Annotated in this window: 17 protein-coding genes; 14 read left to right on the plus strand and 3 right to left on the minus strand. The window is 74.3% G+C overall.

Annotated features, from left to right (window positions below):
* The first annotated feature begins 16 nt into the window (after positions 1-16).
* The 14 genes from ACIPXB_RS30550 (at position 17) to ACIPXB_RS30615 (ending at position 14,514) form a co-directional block, all read left to right on the plus strand.
* A complete protein-coding gene (locus ACIPXB_RS30550) occupies positions 17-1,801 on the plus strand; it encodes a nickel-dependent hydrogenase large subunit (RefSeq protein ID WP_401455047.1) in 1,785 nt (594 codons plus the stop codon).
* Complete coding sequence (locus ACIPXB_RS30555) at positions 1,798-2,400, plus strand: hypothetical protein (RefSeq protein ID WP_401455049.1); 603 nt, start codon at positions 1,798-1,800, stop codon at positions 2,398-2,400. Before ACIPXB_RS30550 ends, ACIPXB_RS30555 begins: the two co-directional genes overlap by 4 nt.
* Positions 2,401-2,597: 197 nt before the next feature.
* Positions 2,598-3,212, plus strand: a complete 615-nt coding sequence (locus ACIPXB_RS30560) for a DUF5947 family protein (RefSeq protein WP_401455152.1) — start codon at positions 2,598-2,600, stop codon at positions 3,210-3,212.
* Positions 3,209-3,937 (plus strand): DUF6084 family protein, encoded by a 729-nt coding sequence (locus tag ACIPXB_RS30565; RefSeq protein WP_401455051.1) that lies wholly within the window; start codon positions 3,209-3,211, stop codon positions 3,935-3,937. The genes ACIPXB_RS30560 and ACIPXB_RS30565 overlap by 4 nt, the downstream gene beginning before the upstream one ends.
* Before the next feature lie 107 nt (positions 3,938-4,044).
* Entirely contained in the window at positions 4,045-5,529 is a 1,485-nt protein-coding gene (locus ACIPXB_RS30570; RefSeq protein WP_401455053.1) for a hypothetical protein, read from the plus strand.
* The gene (locus ACIPXB_RS30575) at positions 5,526-6,104 is read left to right on the plus strand and encodes a hydrogenase maturation protease (protein ID WP_401455054.1); all 579 of its coding nucleotides are present in this window, start codon (positions 5,526-5,528) and stop codon (positions 6,102-6,104) included. Before ACIPXB_RS30570 ends, ACIPXB_RS30575 begins: the two co-directional genes overlap by 4 nt.
* A 23-nt stretch (positions 6,105-6,127) precedes the next feature.
* On the plus strand, positions 6,128-6,232 hold the full coding sequence (locus ACIPXB_RS30580; protein ID WP_401455056.1) for a DUF6893 family small protein: 105 nt from the start codon (positions 6,128-6,130) through the stop codon (positions 6,230-6,232).
* Between the two features lie 162 nt (positions 6,233-6,394).
* Entirely contained in the window at positions 6,395-6,796 is a 402-nt protein-coding gene (locus ACIPXB_RS30585) for a hydrogenase maturation nickel metallochaperone HypA (RefSeq protein ID WP_401455058.1), read from the plus strand.
* Between the two features lie 3 nt (positions 6,797-6,799).
* Positions 6,800-7,690, plus strand: a complete 891-nt coding sequence (gene hypB, locus ACIPXB_RS30590) for a hydrogenase nickel incorporation protein HypB (RefSeq protein WP_401455061.1) — start codon at positions 6,800-6,802, stop codon at positions 7,688-7,690.
* A complete protein-coding gene (hypF, locus tag ACIPXB_RS30595; RefSeq protein ID WP_401455063.1) occupies positions 7,687-10,215 on the plus strand; it encodes a carbamoyltransferase HypF in 2,529 nt (842 codons plus the stop codon). The genes hypB and hypF overlap by 4 nt, the downstream gene beginning before the upstream one ends.
* A 47-nt stretch (positions 10,216-10,262) precedes the next feature.
* Positions 10,263-10,601, plus strand: coding sequence for a HypC/HybG/HupF family hydrogenase formation chaperone (locus ACIPXB_RS30600; protein ID WP_401455065.1), 339 nt, complete (start codon positions 10,263-10,265; stop codon positions 10,599-10,601).
* On the plus strand, positions 10,598-11,800 hold the full coding sequence (gene hypD, locus ACIPXB_RS30605) for a hydrogenase formation protein HypD (protein ID WP_401455068.1): 1,203 nt from the start codon (positions 10,598-10,600) through the stop codon (positions 11,798-11,800). Before ACIPXB_RS30600 ends, hypD begins: the two co-directional genes overlap by 4 nt.
* The gene (gene hypE / locus ACIPXB_RS30610; protein ID WP_401455069.1) at positions 11,793-12,884 is read left to right on the plus strand and encodes a hydrogenase expression/formation protein HypE; all 1,092 of its coding nucleotides are present in this window, start codon (positions 11,793-11,795) and stop codon (positions 12,882-12,884) included. Before hypD ends, hypE begins: the two co-directional genes overlap by 8 nt.
* 184 nt (positions 12,885-13,068) lie before the next feature.
* Complete coding sequence (locus tag ACIPXB_RS30615; protein ID WP_401455071.1) at positions 13,069-14,514, plus strand: glyceraldehyde-3-phosphate dehydrogenase; 1,446 nt, start codon at positions 13,069-13,071, stop codon at positions 14,512-14,514.
* Between the two features lie 123 nt (positions 14,515-14,637).
* Here ACIPXB_RS30615 and ACIPXB_RS30620 read toward each other — a convergent pair whose 3' ends face one another.
* From ACIPXB_RS30620 to ACIPXB_RS30630, 3 genes are read right to left on the minus strand one after another with little or no spacing between them, the layout of a single operon-like run.
* Positions 14,638-15,246 carry a GNAT family N-acetyltransferase gene (locus tag ACIPXB_RS30620; RefSeq protein ID WP_401455072.1) on the minus strand — a complete coding sequence of 203 codons (609 nt, stop codon included), beginning with the start codon at positions 15,244-15,246 and terminating at the stop codon, positions 14,638-14,640.
* Entirely contained in the window at positions 15,239-15,856 is a 618-nt protein-coding gene (locus ACIPXB_RS30625; protein WP_401455073.1) for a hypothetical protein, read from the minus strand. The genes ACIPXB_RS30620 and ACIPXB_RS30625 overlap by 8 nt, the downstream gene beginning before the upstream one ends.
* Complete coding sequence (locus ACIPXB_RS30630; RefSeq protein WP_401455075.1) at positions 15,846-16,526, minus strand: TetR/AcrR family transcriptional regulator; 681 nt, start codon at positions 16,524-16,526, stop codon at positions 15,846-15,848. Before ACIPXB_RS30630 ends, ACIPXB_RS30625 begins: the two co-directional genes overlap by 11 nt.
* Positions 16,527-16,591 lie beyond the last annotated feature (65 nt).

Genomic DNA, 16,591 nt, shown 5'->3' on the forward strand with positions numbered 1-16,591 from the left:
GGGCACGGCAGACACGATGGCACCGACGAAGAAGGCGGCCGGCGACGGCAGCGGCCTGGTGGAGATGGCCTGGGACCCGATCACCCGGATCGTGGGCAGCCTGGGCATCCACACCAAGATCGACTTCAAGCAGAAGCGGGTCGCCGAGTGCTACAGCACCTCGTCCGTCTTCCGCGGCTACAGCGTCTTCATGCGCGGCAAGGACCCGCGTGACGCGCACTTCATCACCAGCCGCATCTGCGGGATCTGCGGGGACAACCACGCCACCTGCTCCGTCTACGCCCAGAACATGGCGTACGGGGTGAAGCCCCCGCACCTCGGCGAGTGGATCATCAACCTCGGCGAGGCCGCGGAGTACATGTTCGACCACAACATCTTCCAGGAGAACCTGGTCGGGGTCGACTACTGCGAGAAGATGGTCCGCGAGACCAACCCCGGCGTCCTGGAACTGGCCGAGCGCACCGAGGCCCCGCACGCCGCGGAGCACGGCTACCGCACGATCGCCGACATCATGCGCTCGCTCAACCCCCTCGAGGGCGAGTTCTACCGCGAGGCCCTCCAGGTCAGCCGCTACACGCGGGAGATGTTCTGCCTCATGGAGGGGCGCCACGTGCACCCCTCCACGCTCTACCCCGGCGGCGTCGGCACCATCGCCTCCGTCCAGCTCTTCACGGACTACCTCAGCCGGCTGATGCGGTACGTGGAGTTCATGAAGCGCGTCGTCCCGCTCCACGACGACCTCTTCGACTTCTTCTACGAGGCCCTGCCCGGCTACGAGGAGGTCGGCCGGCGGCGCGTGCTGCTCGGCTGCTGGGGCGCGCTCAACGACCCGGCCCACTGCGACTTCACCTACGCCAACATGACCGACTGGGGACGGAAGATGTTCGTCACCCCCGGTGTGATCGTGGACGGCAAGCTGGTCACCAACGACCTCACCGAGATCAACCTGGGCATCCGCATCCTGCTCGGCAGCTCGTACTACGACGACTGGCAGGGGCAGGAGCTGTTCGTCACCCACGACCCGCTCGGCAACCCGGTGGACCCGCGCCACCCCTGGAACCAGCACACCATCCCCGCCCCGCAGAAGCGGAACTTCGACGACAAGTACAGCTGGGTCATGTCGCCCCGCTGGTTCGACGGCAAGGACCACCTCGCCCTCGACACCGGCGGCGGCCCCATCGCCCGGCTGTGGTCCACCGCCCTGTCCGGGCTCGTCGACATCGGCTACGTCAAGGCCACCGGCAGCAGCGTCGTCATCAACCTGCCGCGCACCATGACCAAGCCCGAGACCACCTTCGAGTGGAAGATCCCGCGCTGGAGCAACGCGCTGGAACGCAACCGCGCGCGCACCTACTTCCAGGCCTACGCCGCCGCCGTCGCGCTGCACTGCGCGGAGCAGGGGCTGGCCGAGGTGCGGGCCGGACGCACCCAGACCTGGGAGAAGTTCGAGGTGCCGGACGAGAGTATCGGCGTCGGCTTCACCGAGGCGGTGCGCGGCGTCCTCTCCCACCACATGGTGATCCGCGACGGCAAGATCGCCAACTACCACCCGTACCCGCCCACCCCGTGGAACGCCAGCGTCCGCGACTCCTACGGCACGCCGGGCCCGTACGAGGACGCCGTGCAGAACACGCCGATCTTCGAGGAGAACTCCCCGGAGAACTTCAAGGGCATCGACATCATGCGCGCCGTCCGCAGCTTCGACCCCTGCCTGCCCTGCGGCGTCCACATGTACGTCGGCGGCGGCAAGACGGTGCAGAAGATGCACGTGCCCACCGGCCTGAGCGGACTGGGCGGATGAGCGCGCCGACGACGGGGCACCGCCCCGTGGACGCCGAGCAGACCGGGCGCCGCGTCGAGGACGTGCTCGACCGGCTGGCCGCCACGGGTGACCCGGCGGCCGGCAGCGCGGCCGAGGAACTCGTGCGGTCCCTCATGGACTTCTACGGTTCCGGCCTGGCCCGCATCCTGGAGCTGCTGTCCGCCCCCGGCGGGCGGCGGCCCGCGGACGGGCCGCTGGCGGCGCTCCTCGGGGACGAACTCGTCGCGAGCCTGCTCGTGCTGCACGACCTCCACCCCGAGGACCGGGACACCCGGGTCGCCCGTGCGCTGGCCGCCGTACGCGGCCACACGCTGGAGGCCGTGGCCTTCGACGAGGCGAGCGGCACCCTGCGGCTGCGGGCGGCGGCGGGCACGGGCGGCGGGGCGGGCACGGGCTGCGGCTGCGCGAGCACCGCCGACTCCGCCCGGCAGGCCGCGCAGGACGCGCTGGGCTGCTTCGCGCCGGAGGTCCTGGCCGTCGAGGTCGAACAGGCCCCCAAGGAGCCGCCGCTGCTCCACATCGGCCCGGCGCCGCGTACGGCGGCGGGCGCGCGGGCGACCGCGGCGGAGCGCTCATGAACCCGACCCGTACGGAAGGCCCCCGGGCCGGGACGCCCGGGGCCGCGGTCTCCCGGGCCGCCCGGACCGTGGTGGCCGATGCCCCCGGGGCTGCCGATGCGCTCGGGGCTGCTGGTGCCCGTAGGGCTGGCGGTGCCCTCGGGGTTGGCGGTGCCCTCGGGGCCGCCGGTGTCCCCGGGGCTGCCCGTGGGCGGGGGCTGCGCAGGTTCCTGGCGGAGCGGCCGGCGCCGGTGGAGCGGTGCGAGCTGTGTGCGGCGGCGGTGGCTGAACAGGACCACCGCCACCTGGTGGACACCGACCGGCGGGCCCTGCTCTGCGCCTGCGCCTCCTGCGCCCTGCTCATGGAGCAGCCGGGCGCGGCCGCCGCGGGCCGCTTCCGCGCGGTGCCCGACCGCTACCTCACCGATCCGGAGCACCGCCTCGGCGACGGTGCCTGGGAAGCCCTCCAGATCCCCGTCGGCGTCGCGTTCTTCTTCCGCAACGCCGCCCTCGACCGGCTCGTCGCCCTCTACCCGAGCCCCGCCGGCGCCACCGAGAGCGAACTCGAACCGGCCGCCTGGGACGCGGTCCTCGGCGGCAGCCGCCTGGCGGGCCTGCTCGAACCCGACGTCGAGGCGCTCCTGCTGCGCCGTGTCGACGGCCGCTGCGACTGCTACCTCGTCCCCATCGACACCGCGTACGAACTCGTCGGCCGGATGCGACTGCTGTGGCAGGGCTTCGACGGCGGGGCCGAGGCCCGTGCCGCCCTGGACGCCTTCTTCGCCCACGTGGCCGGCCGCGCCCGCACCGTGGACGGGAAGGGCCGGCCGTGACCGAGTTCTCCTTCAGCTGCACCGGCGTCCGCGCCGACCGGTACGCCGCCGGGCCGACCCTCGTCTTCCGGCTGCGCGTGACGGCGTCCGGCGGGACCCGGGTGCACGCCCTGGCCCTGCGCTGCCAGATCCGTATCGAACCCGCCCGGCGCGGCTACGGAGCCGCCGAGGCCGAGGGCCTGACCGACCTGTTCGGGGAGCGCTCGCGCTGGGGCGAGACGCTCAAGCCGGTGCAGTTCGCACAGATCCCCCTGATGGTCCCGGCCTTCACCGGCGAGACCGAGACCGACCTCGTGGTGCCCTGCACCTACGACATGGACATCGCCGCGACCCGCTACCTCGACGCGCTCACCGACGGCGAGGTCCCGCTGCTGATGCTCTTCTCCGGCACGGCCTTCACCGGGCCGGGCGGCTTCCACGTCGAGCCGGTCCCCTGGGACCGCGAGGCGACGTACCGCATGCCGGTCGCCGTATGGCGGGAGATGATCGAGCAGCACTTCCCCGGGTGCGGCTGGATCAGGCTGCCCGGCGAGACCATGGCGGCCCTGCTCGCCTACCGCTCGCGGCGCGCCCTGCCGTCCTGGGAGGCGACGGTACGCGCGCTGCTCGACGCGGCGGACGAGGCGGACGGGACAGGTGGCGCAGGCGGGGCGGGCGGGGCGGGCCCGGCCCGCCGGGACCCCTACCAGGCGCTGACCGCCGCCGCGGGAAGGACGGCGCCGTGACCGCGACGACAGGGACCGGGACCGCGACCGGGACCGTGACAGCTGCCGGGACCGGGACCGTGACAGCTGCCGGGACCGGGACCGTGACAGCTGCCGGGACCGGGACCGTGACAGCTGCCGGGACCGGGACCGCTACGGCACCCGGGACCCCGGCGGCGCCGGCCGTCTTCCCGCCGCCGACCGAGGCGCGGTTCGCGCTCGCCCGGCAGGTGGCCGACGCGGTCCTCTTCGAGGGCTACGTGCTCTACCCCTACCGGGCCTCGGCGGCGAAGAACCGGCTGCGCTGGCAGTTCGGCGTCCTGGTGCCGCCCGCCTGGGGCGCCGTCGCCGCCGAGCACCACTTCCAGCGGACCGAGTGCCTGATGGAACCCCGGGCCGGCGCCGCCCTCGCCGTCGAGGTGCGCTTCCTGCACCCCCGGCGGCGCACCGTCCAGCAGGCCCGCCCCGACGGCGGGTTCGAGACGGTGCCCGAACTCCGGCTGCCCGACCGGGTCCTGGTCCCCTGGGACGAGGGCACCGAGGAGCGCGTCGAGGTGGTCGTACCGGTCGCCGGCCTGCTGGCCGACGACGGCGTCACGGTCGCCTTCGACCGCCCCGCCGGCGAGGACACCGAACCGGTCCACGACGCGGCCGGCCGGCCCGTCGGCCGGCTGGTCCGCCGCCGCGCGGCGATCAGCGGCGCCGTACGGCTGTCCGCCCGCGAACTGGAGGGCCCCTACCGGACCCTGCGGCTGACCGCCGTCGTGGAGAACACCAGCACCTGGACGCCCCCCGACGGACGGGACCCCGACCGCGAGGCGGCGCTGCCCCGTTCGCTGGTCGGCGCGCACCTGCTGATGGGCCTGACCTCCGGCTCGTTCCTGTCGATGACCGATCCCCCCGAGTGGGCCAGGGACGCGGTCGCCGCCTGCCGCAACCAGCACACCTGGCCCGTCCTCGCCGGCGAACCCGGCAGCGCCGATCTGGTGCTGTCCTCGCCGATCATCCTGGAGGACCACCCGGCCATCGCCCCCGAGAGCCCGGGCGCGCTCTACGACTCCACCGAGATCGACGAGATCCTCGCCCTGCGGACGGCCGCCCTCACCGACGAGGAGAAGCGCGAGGCCCGCGGCACCGACGACCGGGCCGCCGCCGTGATCGACCTGGCGGACTCGCTCCCCGCCGACGTGCTCGAACGGCTCCACGGGGCGGTACGCAGCCTGCGCGAGGTGACCGGACCGGGCACGGCCACCCCGGGGAGCGGGGACGGCTTTCCCGACGAGTACGGCGTGCCGCGCCCGGACACCCCCTGGTGGGACCCTGCGAGCGACGCGGGCTTCGACCCGGCCACGGACACCGTCGTCGTGGCCGGCCGGGCGCTCGGCGCGGGCAGCCGCGTCGTACTGCGGCCGGGCCTGCGCCGCACCGACGCGCAGGACCTCTTCCTGCGCGGCCGCACCGCGCGGGTCGAGGCCGTCCTGCACGACGTGGACGGCACGGTCCACCTGGCCGTCACGGTCGAGGGGGACCCGGGCGCCGACATCCGCCGGGAGCAGGGACGGTTCCTGTACTTCCAGCCCGACGAGGTCACGCCGCTGGAGGGCGACGCATGAACCTTCCCGACCCGCCCGACACCCCCGGCGCCTCCGATGCCCCCCGGATCCTGGTCGCCGGCATCGGCAACATCTTCCTCGGGGACGACGGCTTCGGCGTCGAGGTCGTCCGCGCGCTCGGCGGCCGCCGCCTTCCCGCCCACGTCGAGGTCGTGGACATCGGCGTACGCGGGGTGCACCTGGCGTACCAGCTCCTCGACGGCTACGACACCCTGGTCCTGGTCGACGCCACCGCGCGCGGCGGCGAGCCCGGCACCCTGTACCTGATCGAGCACACCGACTCCGGCGACCACGGCGCGGCCGCACCGCCGGGCGTCGCGCTCGACGGCCACCGGATGACCCCGGACACCGTGCTGGCGCTGCTCGGCACCCTGTGCGCGGGCACCGGCGGGCAGCCCCCGCGGCGCACGCTGGTGGTGGGGTGCGAGCCCGAGTCGGTGGAAGAAGGCATCGGCCTCAGCGCGCCGGTGGCGGCCGCCGTGCCGGAAGCCGTACGGATGGTCGAAGAGCTGGTGCCGACCGGCCGCCCCGGGGAGCACGCGCCGCGGGCCACGGCCGCCGGAGCCGCCCAATGAGCTGCGAAGTGAGGAGACACGGGATGAAGAAGGCCCTCGTCGGCGGAGCGGTGGCGGGCGCCGTGGCCGCCGTCGTGCTGCACGTGCTGCCGGACCTCAGGCGCTATCTGCGCCTGCGCAGGATGTGACGGGTCACCCCGTCCCGTACGCCGCCCGGCCGGCCCGGCGCACCCCCGGTGCGCCGGGCCGCTGCGTCGAACGGCGTACGCCGCCCGCGCCCACCGGCGTGCCGGAACCGCCCGTGCCGGCAGCTCGCCTCTAATGGGGGGCCGGCGGGCGGACGGAGACCGATGCACGAGATGTCCATCGCACTGGCGGTGATCGGCCAGGTGGAAGCGGCTGCGGAGCGGGCCGGCGACGTCACGGCGGTGCACTCGGTACGGCTCCAGGTGGGCGAACTGGCCGGTGTCGTCCCCGACTCGCTCTCCTTCTGCTTCGAACTGGCCTGCGCCGGCACCGTACTGGAGGGCGCCGCCCTCGTCACCGACCTCGTGCCCGGACGGGCCCGCTGCGGCTCCTGCGGTCACGCGTGGGCCGTCGGCATGCCGCCCCGGCTGAGCTGCCCGGAGTGCGGCGGGTCGAGCACCGAGCTGCTCGCGGGCCGTGAACTGCAGATCGCCGGCGTGCAGTGGGAGGACGGCCGGCCGCACGCCACCACCGCCACCGCGAACCCATCCGACGAGGAGCGCTGAACCATGTGCCGTGAGGTCGTCGACCTGCAACAGGCCGTCCTGGCCAAGAACGACGCGACCGCCGGTGCGCTGCGGGCCGGACTGGCCGCCCGCGGCACCGCGGTGGTGAACCTGCTCTCCAGCCCGGGCAGCGGCAAGACCGCCCTGCTGGAACACGAACTCCTGCTGGCACGGCAGCGGTCGGTGCCCGTCGCGGCGCTGACCGCCGACCTCGCCACCGAGAACGACGCGGTCCGGCTCGCGCGCTCCGGCGTCCCGGTCAAGCAGGTGCTCACCGACGGGCTGTGCCACCTGGAGGCCGGGATGCTCGGCGCCCACCTCCAGGGCTGGCTGCCCGACGACACGCGGCTGCTGTTCGTGGAGAACGTCGGCAACCTGGTCTGCCCGGCCTCCTACGACCTCGGGGAATCGCTGCGCGTCGTCCTCGCGTCCGTGACGGAGGGCGAGGACAAGCCGCTGAAGTACCCGACGGCGTTCGGGCTCGCCCACCTGGTGGTGGTGACCAAGACCGACATCGCCGGCGCCGTGGGCTTCGACGAGGCGGCCTTCCGGGCCCATGTGGAGCAGGTCAATCCGGGTGTGGAGGTGCTCCTGACGTCCGCGCGCCAGGGGCGGGGGATCGGGGGCGTGCTGGACCGGGCGCTGGCGGTGGCCGGCGGCGGGCCCCGCCACATCCCGGTCATGGCCCGCGGGCCGGAGGCGGCGGTACACCAGCACGGCCACGATCACGGCCACGGCCACGATCACGGCCACCACGATCACGGCCACGGCCACCACGATCACGGCCACCACGATCACGGTCACGACGGTCCCGGGCACGCCGCGTCCGCCTCCCGCCCGCATCCCCACCCGCACGCCCGGGTGGACGCGGCCGGCGCCCCGGCCCGCTCGTGAGCGGTCCGTCGAGCCCGGCAGCGGCCCGGGAAGCGGCTCCGGCAGCGGCACCGGCAGGGCCCGCGGCACCGGCTCCCGCCGGGGACGGGCCGCTGCGGCGCCGGGTCACCGTCCGGGGCGTCGTCCAGGGCGTCGGCTTCCGGCCGTACCTCTACACCCTCGCCACCTCCCTGGAGCTGTCCGGGCACGTGACCAACACGCCCGAGGGCGTGGTCGCGGAAGTCCAGGGCGCGGCCCCGGCCGTCGCCCGGTTCTGCGACCGGATCGCCGCCGAGGCGCCGCCGCTGGCCCGCGTGGACTCGGTCGACCACCACGAACTGCCCGCCACGGGCGACGGCCGCGCCTTCACGATCCTCGCCTCCCGCACCGGCGGACCCGCCCGCACCCTGGTCTCCCCGGACACCGCCACCTGCGCCGCCTGCCTCGGCGAACTGGCCGACCCCGCCGACCGGCGGCACCGCCATCCCTTCATCAACTGCACGCACTGCGGCCCGCGCTTCACGATCGTCACCGGGCTGCCGTACGACCGGGCCCACACCACCATGGCCCCCTATCCGATGTGCGCGGACTGCGCCCGTGAGTACGCCGACCCGGCCGACCGGCGCTTCCACGCCCAGCCGGTGGCCTGCCCGGCCTGCGGACCCCGGCTGAGCCTGCTCCTCGTCCCGCGCCCCGGCGGCGGGCCGCCTGGGCCCGTGGCCGGGGCCGATCCGGTGGCCCGGGCCCGCGCGCTGCTCGCCGACGGCGCGATCCTGGCCGTGAAGGGGCTCGGCGGCTACCACCTCGCCTGTGACGCCTCCGATGCCGCCGCCGTCGCCCGGCTGCGCCGCCGCAAGGCCCGCGGGGACAAGCCGTTCGCGGTCATGGCCGCCGACGCCGACGCCGTCGCGCACCTGGTGCGGATGGGCCCCGAGGAGCGGAGTCTGCTCGAAGGCGCCACCCGGCCCATCGTCCTGCTGCGCCGCCGTCCCGACGAGGACGACGCGGGACCGCCACCGGCCGGGGCGGCCCCGCGTCCGGCCGAGTGCGTCGCGCCCGGCAGCGCGGACCTCGGCGTCCTGCTCCCGTACACCCCCCTGCACCATCTGCTGCTCGGTCTGCCCGGCGACGCCCCCGGGCCCCGGCTGCTCGTCATGACCAGCGGCAACGTGGCCGGTGAGCCGATCGTCACCGACGACGCCGAGGCACTGGAGCGCCTCGCGCACCTGGCCGACGGCTGGCTCACCCACGACCGGCCGATCCACGTGCCGTGCGACGACTCGGTGGTGCGGGTCTGCGACGGGCGGCCGCTGATCGTCCGCCGCGCCCGCGGGTACGCGCCGCTGCCCGTCCCCCTGCCGGCGGCCGTAGGACCTGCGCTCGCCGTCGGAGGCGACCTCAAGAACGCGTTCTGTCTCGCCGAGGGCCGGCAGGCCTGGCTGTCCGCGCACATCGGCGACATGGACGACCTCGCCACCCAGGAGGCCTTCGAACGCGCCGAAGCGCAACTGGAGTCGATCACCGGGGTGCGGCCGGGCCTGCTGGCCACCGACCGGCACCCCGGCTACCGCTCCGCCCAGTGGGCCGCCCGGAACGCGGCCGGCCGCCCCGTCGTACGGGTCCAGCACCACCACGCCCACGTTGCGGCGGCGATGGCCGAGCACGGTCTGGACGGCACCCGCCCGGTGATCGGCGTGGCCTTCGACGGCACCGGCCACGGTGACGACGGCGCGGTGTGGGGCGGCGAGTTCCTGCTCGCCGACTACGACGGCTTCACCCGCTTCGCGCACCTCGCGTACGTCCCGCTGCCCGGTGGCGACGCCGCGGTGCGCCGCCCGTACCGGATGGCGCTGGCGCACCTGCGCGCGGCCGGCCTCGGCGCGGCGCCGGACCTGGCGTGCACGGCCGCCTGCCCACCCGAGGAACTGAAGGTGCTGGAACGGCAGTTGGAGCGCGATCTGAACTGCCTGCCCACCTCCAGCATGGGCCGTCTCTTCGACGCCGTGTCCTCGCTGGCGGGCATCTGCCACCGGGCCGGGTACGAGGCCCAGGCGGCCGTCGAGCTGGAGGCCGCCGCCGTGGGCGCGCCCGACGACGACACCACCGGCTACGCGTTCGCCCTCTGCCCGCCGGACCCGGCCGCCGGCGGGCGCGGCAGGCGCGACGGGTGCGGCGGGGCGGACGGCGGGGGCCCGCTGCGGGCCGACGCGGCGCCCGTCCTCGCGGCGATCGTCGCCGACCTGCGGGCCGGCGCCGGCGCGGCCGTGGTCGCCGCCCGCTTCCACCGGGCCGTCGCCTCCCTCGTACACGACGTGTGCGTCCTGGCCCGCGAGCGGCACGCCACGGACACCGTCGCCCTGACCGGCGGGGTGTTCGCCAACACCCTGCTCTCCTCGGCCTGCGCCGCGGCCCTGCACGCGGACGGCTTCACCGTCCTGCGCCACCACCTCGTGCCGCCGGGCGACGGCGGGCTGGCCCTCGGCCAGTTGATGGTGGCCGCCCGCGCAGCACCGGCCGGGACCGGAGCCGCGGCCACCGACAGATAACCGCCCCGGCAGCGGGCGGCGCACCACCCACAGCGAGGAGAAGGCCCATGTGCCTGGCGGTACCCGGCAGAGTGCTGGACATCGAGGAACGCGACGGCACCAGGATGGCCACCGTCGATTTCGGCGGCGTGGTCAAGGAGGTGTGCCTGGAGTACCTGCCCGACCTCGAGGTCGGCGAGTACGCCATCGTGCACGTCGGCTTCGCCCTCCAGCGCCTGGACGAGGAGTCGGCGCGGCACACGCTCGACCTGTTCGCCCAGCTCGGCATGCTCCAGGAGGAGTTCGGCGACCCCTGGGAACTGGCCGCCGCCGAGGCGGGCGCCGCCGTCCCGCCCGCGTACGCCGCGGACGCCGCCGTGGACCCGGCCGGGGAGGCGCAGCGGTGAAGTACATCGACGAGTTCCAGGACCCGGAGCTGGCGCGCCGCCTGCTCGACGACATCCACGCCACCGTCACCCGGCCGTGGGCGCTGATGGAGGTGTGCGGCGGGCAGACCCACACCATCATCCGGCACGGCATCGACCAGCTCCTGCCGGACGAGGTCGAGCTCATCCACGGCCCGGGCTGCCCGGTCTGCGTCACCCCCCTCGAAGTCATCGACAAGGCCCTGGAGATCGCCTCCCGGCCCGAGGTGATCTTCTGCTCCTTCGGCGACATGCTCCGCGTACCGGGCACCGGACGGGACCTGTTCCAGGTGCGGAGCGAGGGCGGCGACGTACGGGTGGTCTACTCGCCGCTCGACGCGCTGCGGATCGCGCAGGCCAACCCCGGCCGCGAGGTGGTGTTCTTCGGCATCGGCTTCGAGACGACCGCGCCCCCCAACGCCATGACGGTGTACCAGGCCCGCCGGCTGGGGATCCCGAACTTCAGCCTGCTCGTGTCCCACGTACGCGTGCCCCCCGCCATCGAGGCGATCATGAACTCCCCGAGCTGCCGCGTCCAGGGCTTCCTGGCGGCGGGTCACGTGTGCAGTGTGATGGGGGTGGGCGAGTACCCGGAGCTGGCCGAACGGTTCCGCGTCCCGATCGTCGTGACCGGGTTCGAGCCGCTGGACATCCTCGAAGGGGTCCGGCGCACCGTACGGCATCTGGAACGCGGTGAGCACACCGTCGACAACGCCTACGCCCGCGCCGTACGCCCGGAGGGGAACCCGGCCGCCCGCGCCATGCTCGAGGACGTCTTCGAGGTCGTCGACCGGGCCTGGCGCGGCATCGGCGTGATCCCCGGGAGCGGCTGGCGGCTGGCCCCGAAGTACCGGGACCACGACGCCGAGCACCGCTTCTCGGTCACCGGCATCCAGACCCGCGAACCGGCCGCGTGCCGCAGCGGCGAGGTCCTCCAGGGCCTGCTCAAGCCGCACGAGTGCGAGGCCTTCGGCACGCTGTGCACCCCGCGTACGCCGCTGGGGGCCACGATGGTCTCCAGCGAGGGCGCCTGCGCCGCGTACTACCTCTACCGGCGCCTGGAGCTGACGCCCGCGACCGCCGGTGCGTCCACCGCCACCGCCACCGCCACCGCCACCGCCACCACCGCCGCACCCACCGCCACCACCGTCGCCGCCCGGGAGGCGAGCCCCGTTGTCTGAGACCACGACCCTGGGCCCCGGCCCGCGCGCGACCGAACCGGACCCGCTGGCCTGGACCTGCCCGGCCCCGCTGCGCGACCGGCCCCGCATCGTCATGGGCCACGGCGGGGGCGGGGCCCTGTCCGCCGAGCTCGTCCAGCACGTCTTCGCGCCCGCGTACGGGGGCGAGGCGCTCGCGCGGCTCGGCGACGCCGCGGCCCTCACCCTGGGCGGCGTGCGGCTCGCCTTCTCCACCGACTCGTACGTCGTGCGGCCGCTGTTCTTCCCCGGCGGGAGCATCGGCGACCTCGCCGTGAACGGCACCGTCAACGACCTGGCCATGAGCGGCGCCCGCGCCGCCTACCTCTCCTGCGGGTTCATCCTGGAGGAAGGCGTCGAGATGGAGGTGGTCGACCGGGTGGCGCGGGCCCTGGGCGCGGCCGCCCGGGCCGCGGGCGTCGAGGTGGTGACCGGTGACACCAAGGTGGTGGAGGCCGGTCACGGCGACGGGATCTACGTCAACACGGCCGGCATCGGCCTGGTCCCGGAGGGCGTCGATCTGCGCCCGCAGCGGGTCGTACCCGGGGACGTCGTGATCGTCAGCGGAGCGATCGGACTCCACGGAGTGGCGATCATGAGCGTGCGCGAGGGCCTGGAGTTCGGCGTCGAGATCGAGAGCGACTGCGCGCCGCTCGGCTCGCTGGTCGAGGCCATGCTCGCCGTCACCCCCGACCTGCACGTGCTGCGCGACCCCACCCGGGGCGGCCTGGCGGCGGCGCTGAACGAGATCGCCGCGGCCTCCGGCGCCGGCGTGGTCATCCGCGAGCGCGAGGTCCCCGTCCCGCCGGCGGTGGCGAACGCCTGCGCCGTCCTGGGCCTGGACCCCCTGTACGTCGCGAACGAGGGCAAACTGGTCGCCTTCGTACCGCGCGAGCACGCCGACGCGGTCCTGGAGGCGATGCGCGCCCATCCGCTGGGCCGCGAGTCGCGCATCATCGGCGAGGCCGTGGAGAGCCACCCGGGGATGCTGGTGGCCCGCACCGGTCTGGGCGGTACCCGCGTCGTGGACCTGCCGATCGGCGAACAGCTCCCGCGGATCTGCTGACCGCCGTCCCGCCGGCCGATCCGCCGATCCCCGGTCGGCCGGCCGAAAGGCGCCCGACCTGGGCCGATACCGGGCCGGGCGCCGCCGGGGGCGGCATTGCGCCGGTCAGGGACCCCCCACCCTTGAGCAACGAATGAGCCGGGGGGTTAGCATGTGAGCGCCGCCTAGCTCGAAAGATACGCCTGTGACTGTCAATGACGACTCGTTCACCAACTGGAAGAACCGCGAGGAGATCGCGGAGTCGATGATCCCGATCATCGGGAAGCTGCACCGCGAGCGGGACGTCACGGTCCTCCTCCACAGCCGCTCCTTGGTCAACAAGTCGGTGGTCAGCATCCTCAAGACCCACCGGTTCGCCCGCCAGATAGCCGGCGAGGAGCTCTCGGTCACCGAGACCCTCCCGTTCCTGCAGGCACTGACGACGCTCGATCTCGGCCCGTCCCAGATCGACATCGGCATGCTCGCCGCGACGTACAAGAGCGACGACCGCGGCCTGTCGGTGGCGGAGTTCACCGCCGCCGCCGTCGCCGGTGCCACCGGCGCCAACAAGATCGAGCGCGCCGCCGGCCGCGACGTCGTCCTCTACGGCTTCGGCCGCATCGGCCGTCTCGTCGCCCGCCTGCTCATCGAGAAGGCCGGTTCGGGCAACGGTCTGCGCCTGCGTGCCATCGTCGTGCGCGGCGGTGGCGAGGCCGACCTCGTCAAGCGCGCCTCGCTGCTGCGGCGCGACTCCATCCACGGCCAGTTCCAGGGCACCATCACCGTGGACGAGGCGACGAGCACGATCATCGCCAACGGCAACGCGATCAAGGTGATCTACGCCAACGACCCCTCCGAGGTCGACTACACGGCGTACGGCATCAAGGACGCCATCCTCATCGACAACACGGGCAAGTGGCGTGACCGCGAGGGCCTGTCGAAGCACCTGCGCCCCGGTATCGACAAGGTCGTCCTGACCGCCCCGGGCAAGGGCGACGTCCCGAACATCGTCCACGGTGTCAACCAGGACATGATCAAGCCGGACGAGCGCATCCTGTCCTGCGCCTCCTGCACCACCAACGCGATCGTCCCGCCGCTGAAGGCCATGGACGACGAGTACGGCGTGCTGCGCGGCCACGTGGAGACCGTCCACTCGTTCACCAACGACCAGAACCTGCTGGACAACTACCACAAGGCCGACCGCCGCGGCCGGTCCGCGCCCCTGAACATGGTCATCACCGAGACCGGTGCCGCCTCCGCCGTCGCCAAGGCGCTGCCGGAGCTGAAGGCGCCGATCACCGGCAGCTCGATCCGCGTCCCCGTCCCGGACGTCTCGATCGCCATCCTCAGCCTGCGCCTGGGCCGCGAGACCACCCGCGAGGAGGTCCTCGACTACCTCCGTGACGTCTCGCTGCATTCGCCGCTGAAGCGCCAGATCGACTTCACCACCGCCCCCGACGCCGTCTCCATGGACTTCGTCGGCTCGCGCCACGCGTCGATCGTCGACGCCGGCGCGACCAAGGTCGACGGCGACAACGCGATCCTCTACCTCTGGTACGACAACGAGTTCGGCTACTCGTGCCAGGTCATCCGGGTCGTGCAGCACGTCTCCGGCGTGGAGTACCCGACCTTCCCGGCCCCGGCGGCCTGATCCCGCCGCAGCGCCGCAGCGCCGCAGCGCCGCAGCGCCGCAGCGCAGCACCGCAGTACCGCAGTACGCGCCGGAGGCCGTACCGGATCCGTCCGGTACGGCCTCCGGCCGTCGCGGGCCCGCTCAGCCGCCCGCGGGCCGTGCCATGGCGGTGATCTCCAGCCCCGCCAGCGCCGTGCGGCGCACGACCTCGAACCCGAAGCGCCGGTAGAGCGTCACGTTCGCGGGATCGGCGGTCGTCAGGAAGAAGCCCGCCGGGGCCGGCGTGGCGTCGAGCAGGTGGTCCAGCAGGACTCGTCCGGCGCCCCGGCCCGTCAGCTCCGGGAGCACGCCGACGAACTCCAGCGTCCAGGCGCCGTCCGGAACCCCGGTCTCGGCCGCGTGCAGGTAGCGCAGCGTGCGCCCCAGCGCGCGCGGGCCGCAGCGTACGGCGGTCCGGGCGGCCCAGAGGGCCCGGGCGCCGGCCCCGGGCACCGCCCCGGGAGGCGTCAGGACGGCAGCCGCCACCATCCGCCCGGACGGATCCGTGAGGGTGTGCCGACGGGCCCCGGCGAGGGTGGCGTGGGTGCGCAGGGTGGTCTCGAACCAGCGCGTCCGGGCCGCCGCCGAGCCGCCGCAGATCCAGGTGACGGCCGGTTCGCGGGTGAAGGCGGCGGCCAGCGTACGGGCGCAGGCGGCCGGATCGGGGGCCGGGTCCGTGCCGGGCCGCCACGGCCCGGCGGTCTCAGCCATCCCGCCTCCGCTCCAGGGGCGCCTCCGGGACGAGGTGGCAGACCAGCAGCTTCAGGAAGAACAGCGGAGCGAACCAGCCGAGCACGGCGGGCACCGTCAGCCAGAACAGGTTCACCAGGACGGCGGCCATCAGCACGGCCATCGCCACCGGCCGCCTGAGGTGCAGCGGCGCGAACTCCACCGCGACCGCCCCGCCGAGCAGCAGCGCGGCATTGCCCAGGGTCCAGCCCCAGTCGCCCGAGAGCACGATCAGCCCCATGGCCGCCAGGTGCGCCAGATGGGCGCCGACGAACAGCAGCCGGGCCCGCCTGACCCCGGGACCGGCCCGGTGGTACCAGCGCTTCGCGGCGTTGGTGGCGTTGGTGAGCACGCCGCCGATGAGGTCCAGCCCCGCCAGCGCCACGACGACGAGCTGGACGGCCGACCACTCGCGCGTGGCTCCCGAGCCCCACACCCCGGCGGCGAGCAGCAGCGCGCAGCCGGCCAGGCCGACGCTCTCCACGGCGGACTCGGCCCGGGACTTGCCGGGCCCCATGAACCGCTCCAGCCGCCCGGCGAGCCCGGCCGGGGTGGCGGGCACCTCCCAGACAATCTCCAGATCACCGCGCATCCACGACACCCCCCTCCGTGCTGCCGCCGCCGGCCCAGAGCCCGCGCAGCAGGGTCCACAGCTGGGCCCCGGCCTCGCGCTCGGCGGCCTCGCGCTCGGCGGGCCCGTCGGCGGCCTCGCGCTCGGCGGCCCCGTGCCGCACGGCCTCGCCGCCGGGCTCGCGCATCCGGGCGAGCGCCCATGCGTCGGCGGCCCGTACCACCGCGGCGGTCACCGCCACCAGCAGCCCGCGATCGACATCGGTACGGATGACCCCCAGCCGCTGCCCGTCCGCCACCAGGGCGTCGAACCAGCCGGTCCACGGCCCGCCGTGGGTGCGCCCGATGGCGGCGTCGGCGAGTGCCAGATCGTCCGGGTGCTCCCGCAGGTGCGCGGCGAGGGCCCCGCCGCCCGCGTCGAGACGGCCCCAGAACTCCGCCTCGTCGGCGGCCGGCACCCAGGGCCCGAGGGCCGCGAGCAACCGCTCGAGGACCTCGTCGAGCACGACCGCCAGCAGATCCTCGCGGCCGTCGAAGTAGTGGTAGGCCGCGGTCTTCGAGAATCCCGCGGCCTCAATGATCTTGTTGTAGGAGGCACCCTCGGTGCCGTACTCGGCGAAGTGCCGCCGCGCCACGCCGAGGATGAGCTCCTGGCGTTCGCGGGGCAGCCGTTCGAATCGGGGCAGTGGCATGAACCGATAGTACGCACTGATGGGGTGTACCGCTAGTACACCCCCTCGTACGCCTTGCCGTCTCC

Source organism: Streptomyces sp. NPDC090022, from assembly GCF_044748145.1.
GTDB lineage: Bacteria > Actinomycetota > Actinomycetes > Streptomycetales > Streptomycetaceae > Streptomyces.

Coding starts and splice junctions, on each gene's coding strand:
- ACIPXB_RS30550 (WP_401455047.1), top strand. CDS start 17: ATGGCACCGACGAAGAAGGCGGCCGGCGACGGCAGCGGCCTGGTGGAG.
- ACIPXB_RS30555 (WP_401455049.1), top strand. CDS start 1,798: ATGAGCGCGCCGACGACGGGGCACCGCCCCGTGGACGCCGAGCAGACC.
- ACIPXB_RS30575 (WP_401455054.1), top strand. CDS start 5,526: ATGAACCTTCCCGACCCGCCCGACACCCCCGGCGCCTCCGATGCCCCC.
- ACIPXB_RS30580 (WP_401455056.1), top strand. CDS start 6,128: ATGAAGAAGGCCCTCGTCGGCGGAGCGGTGGCGGGCGCCGTGGCCGCC.
- ACIPXB_RS30585 (WP_401455058.1), top strand. CDS start 6,395: ATGCACGAGATGTCCATCGCACTGGCGGTGATCGGCCAGGTGGAAGCG.
- hypB (WP_401455061.1), top strand. CDS start 6,800: ATGTGCCGTGAGGTCGTCGACCTGCAACAGGCCGTCCTGGCCAAGAAC.
- ACIPXB_RS30600 (WP_401455065.1), top strand. CDS start 10,263: ATGTGCCTGGCGGTACCCGGCAGAGTGCTGGACATCGAGGAACGCGAC.
- ACIPXB_RS30620 (WP_401455072.1), bottom strand. CDS start 15,246: ATGGCTGAGACCGCCGGGCCGTGGCGGCCCGGCACGGACCCGGCCCCC.
- ACIPXB_RS30625 (WP_401455073.1), bottom strand. CDS start 15,856: ATGCGCGGTGATCTGGAGATTGTCTGGGAGGTGCCCGCCACCCCGGCC.
- ACIPXB_RS30630 (WP_401455075.1), bottom strand. CDS start 16,526: ATGCCACTGCCCCGATTCGAACGGCTGCCCCGCGAACGCCAGGAGCTC.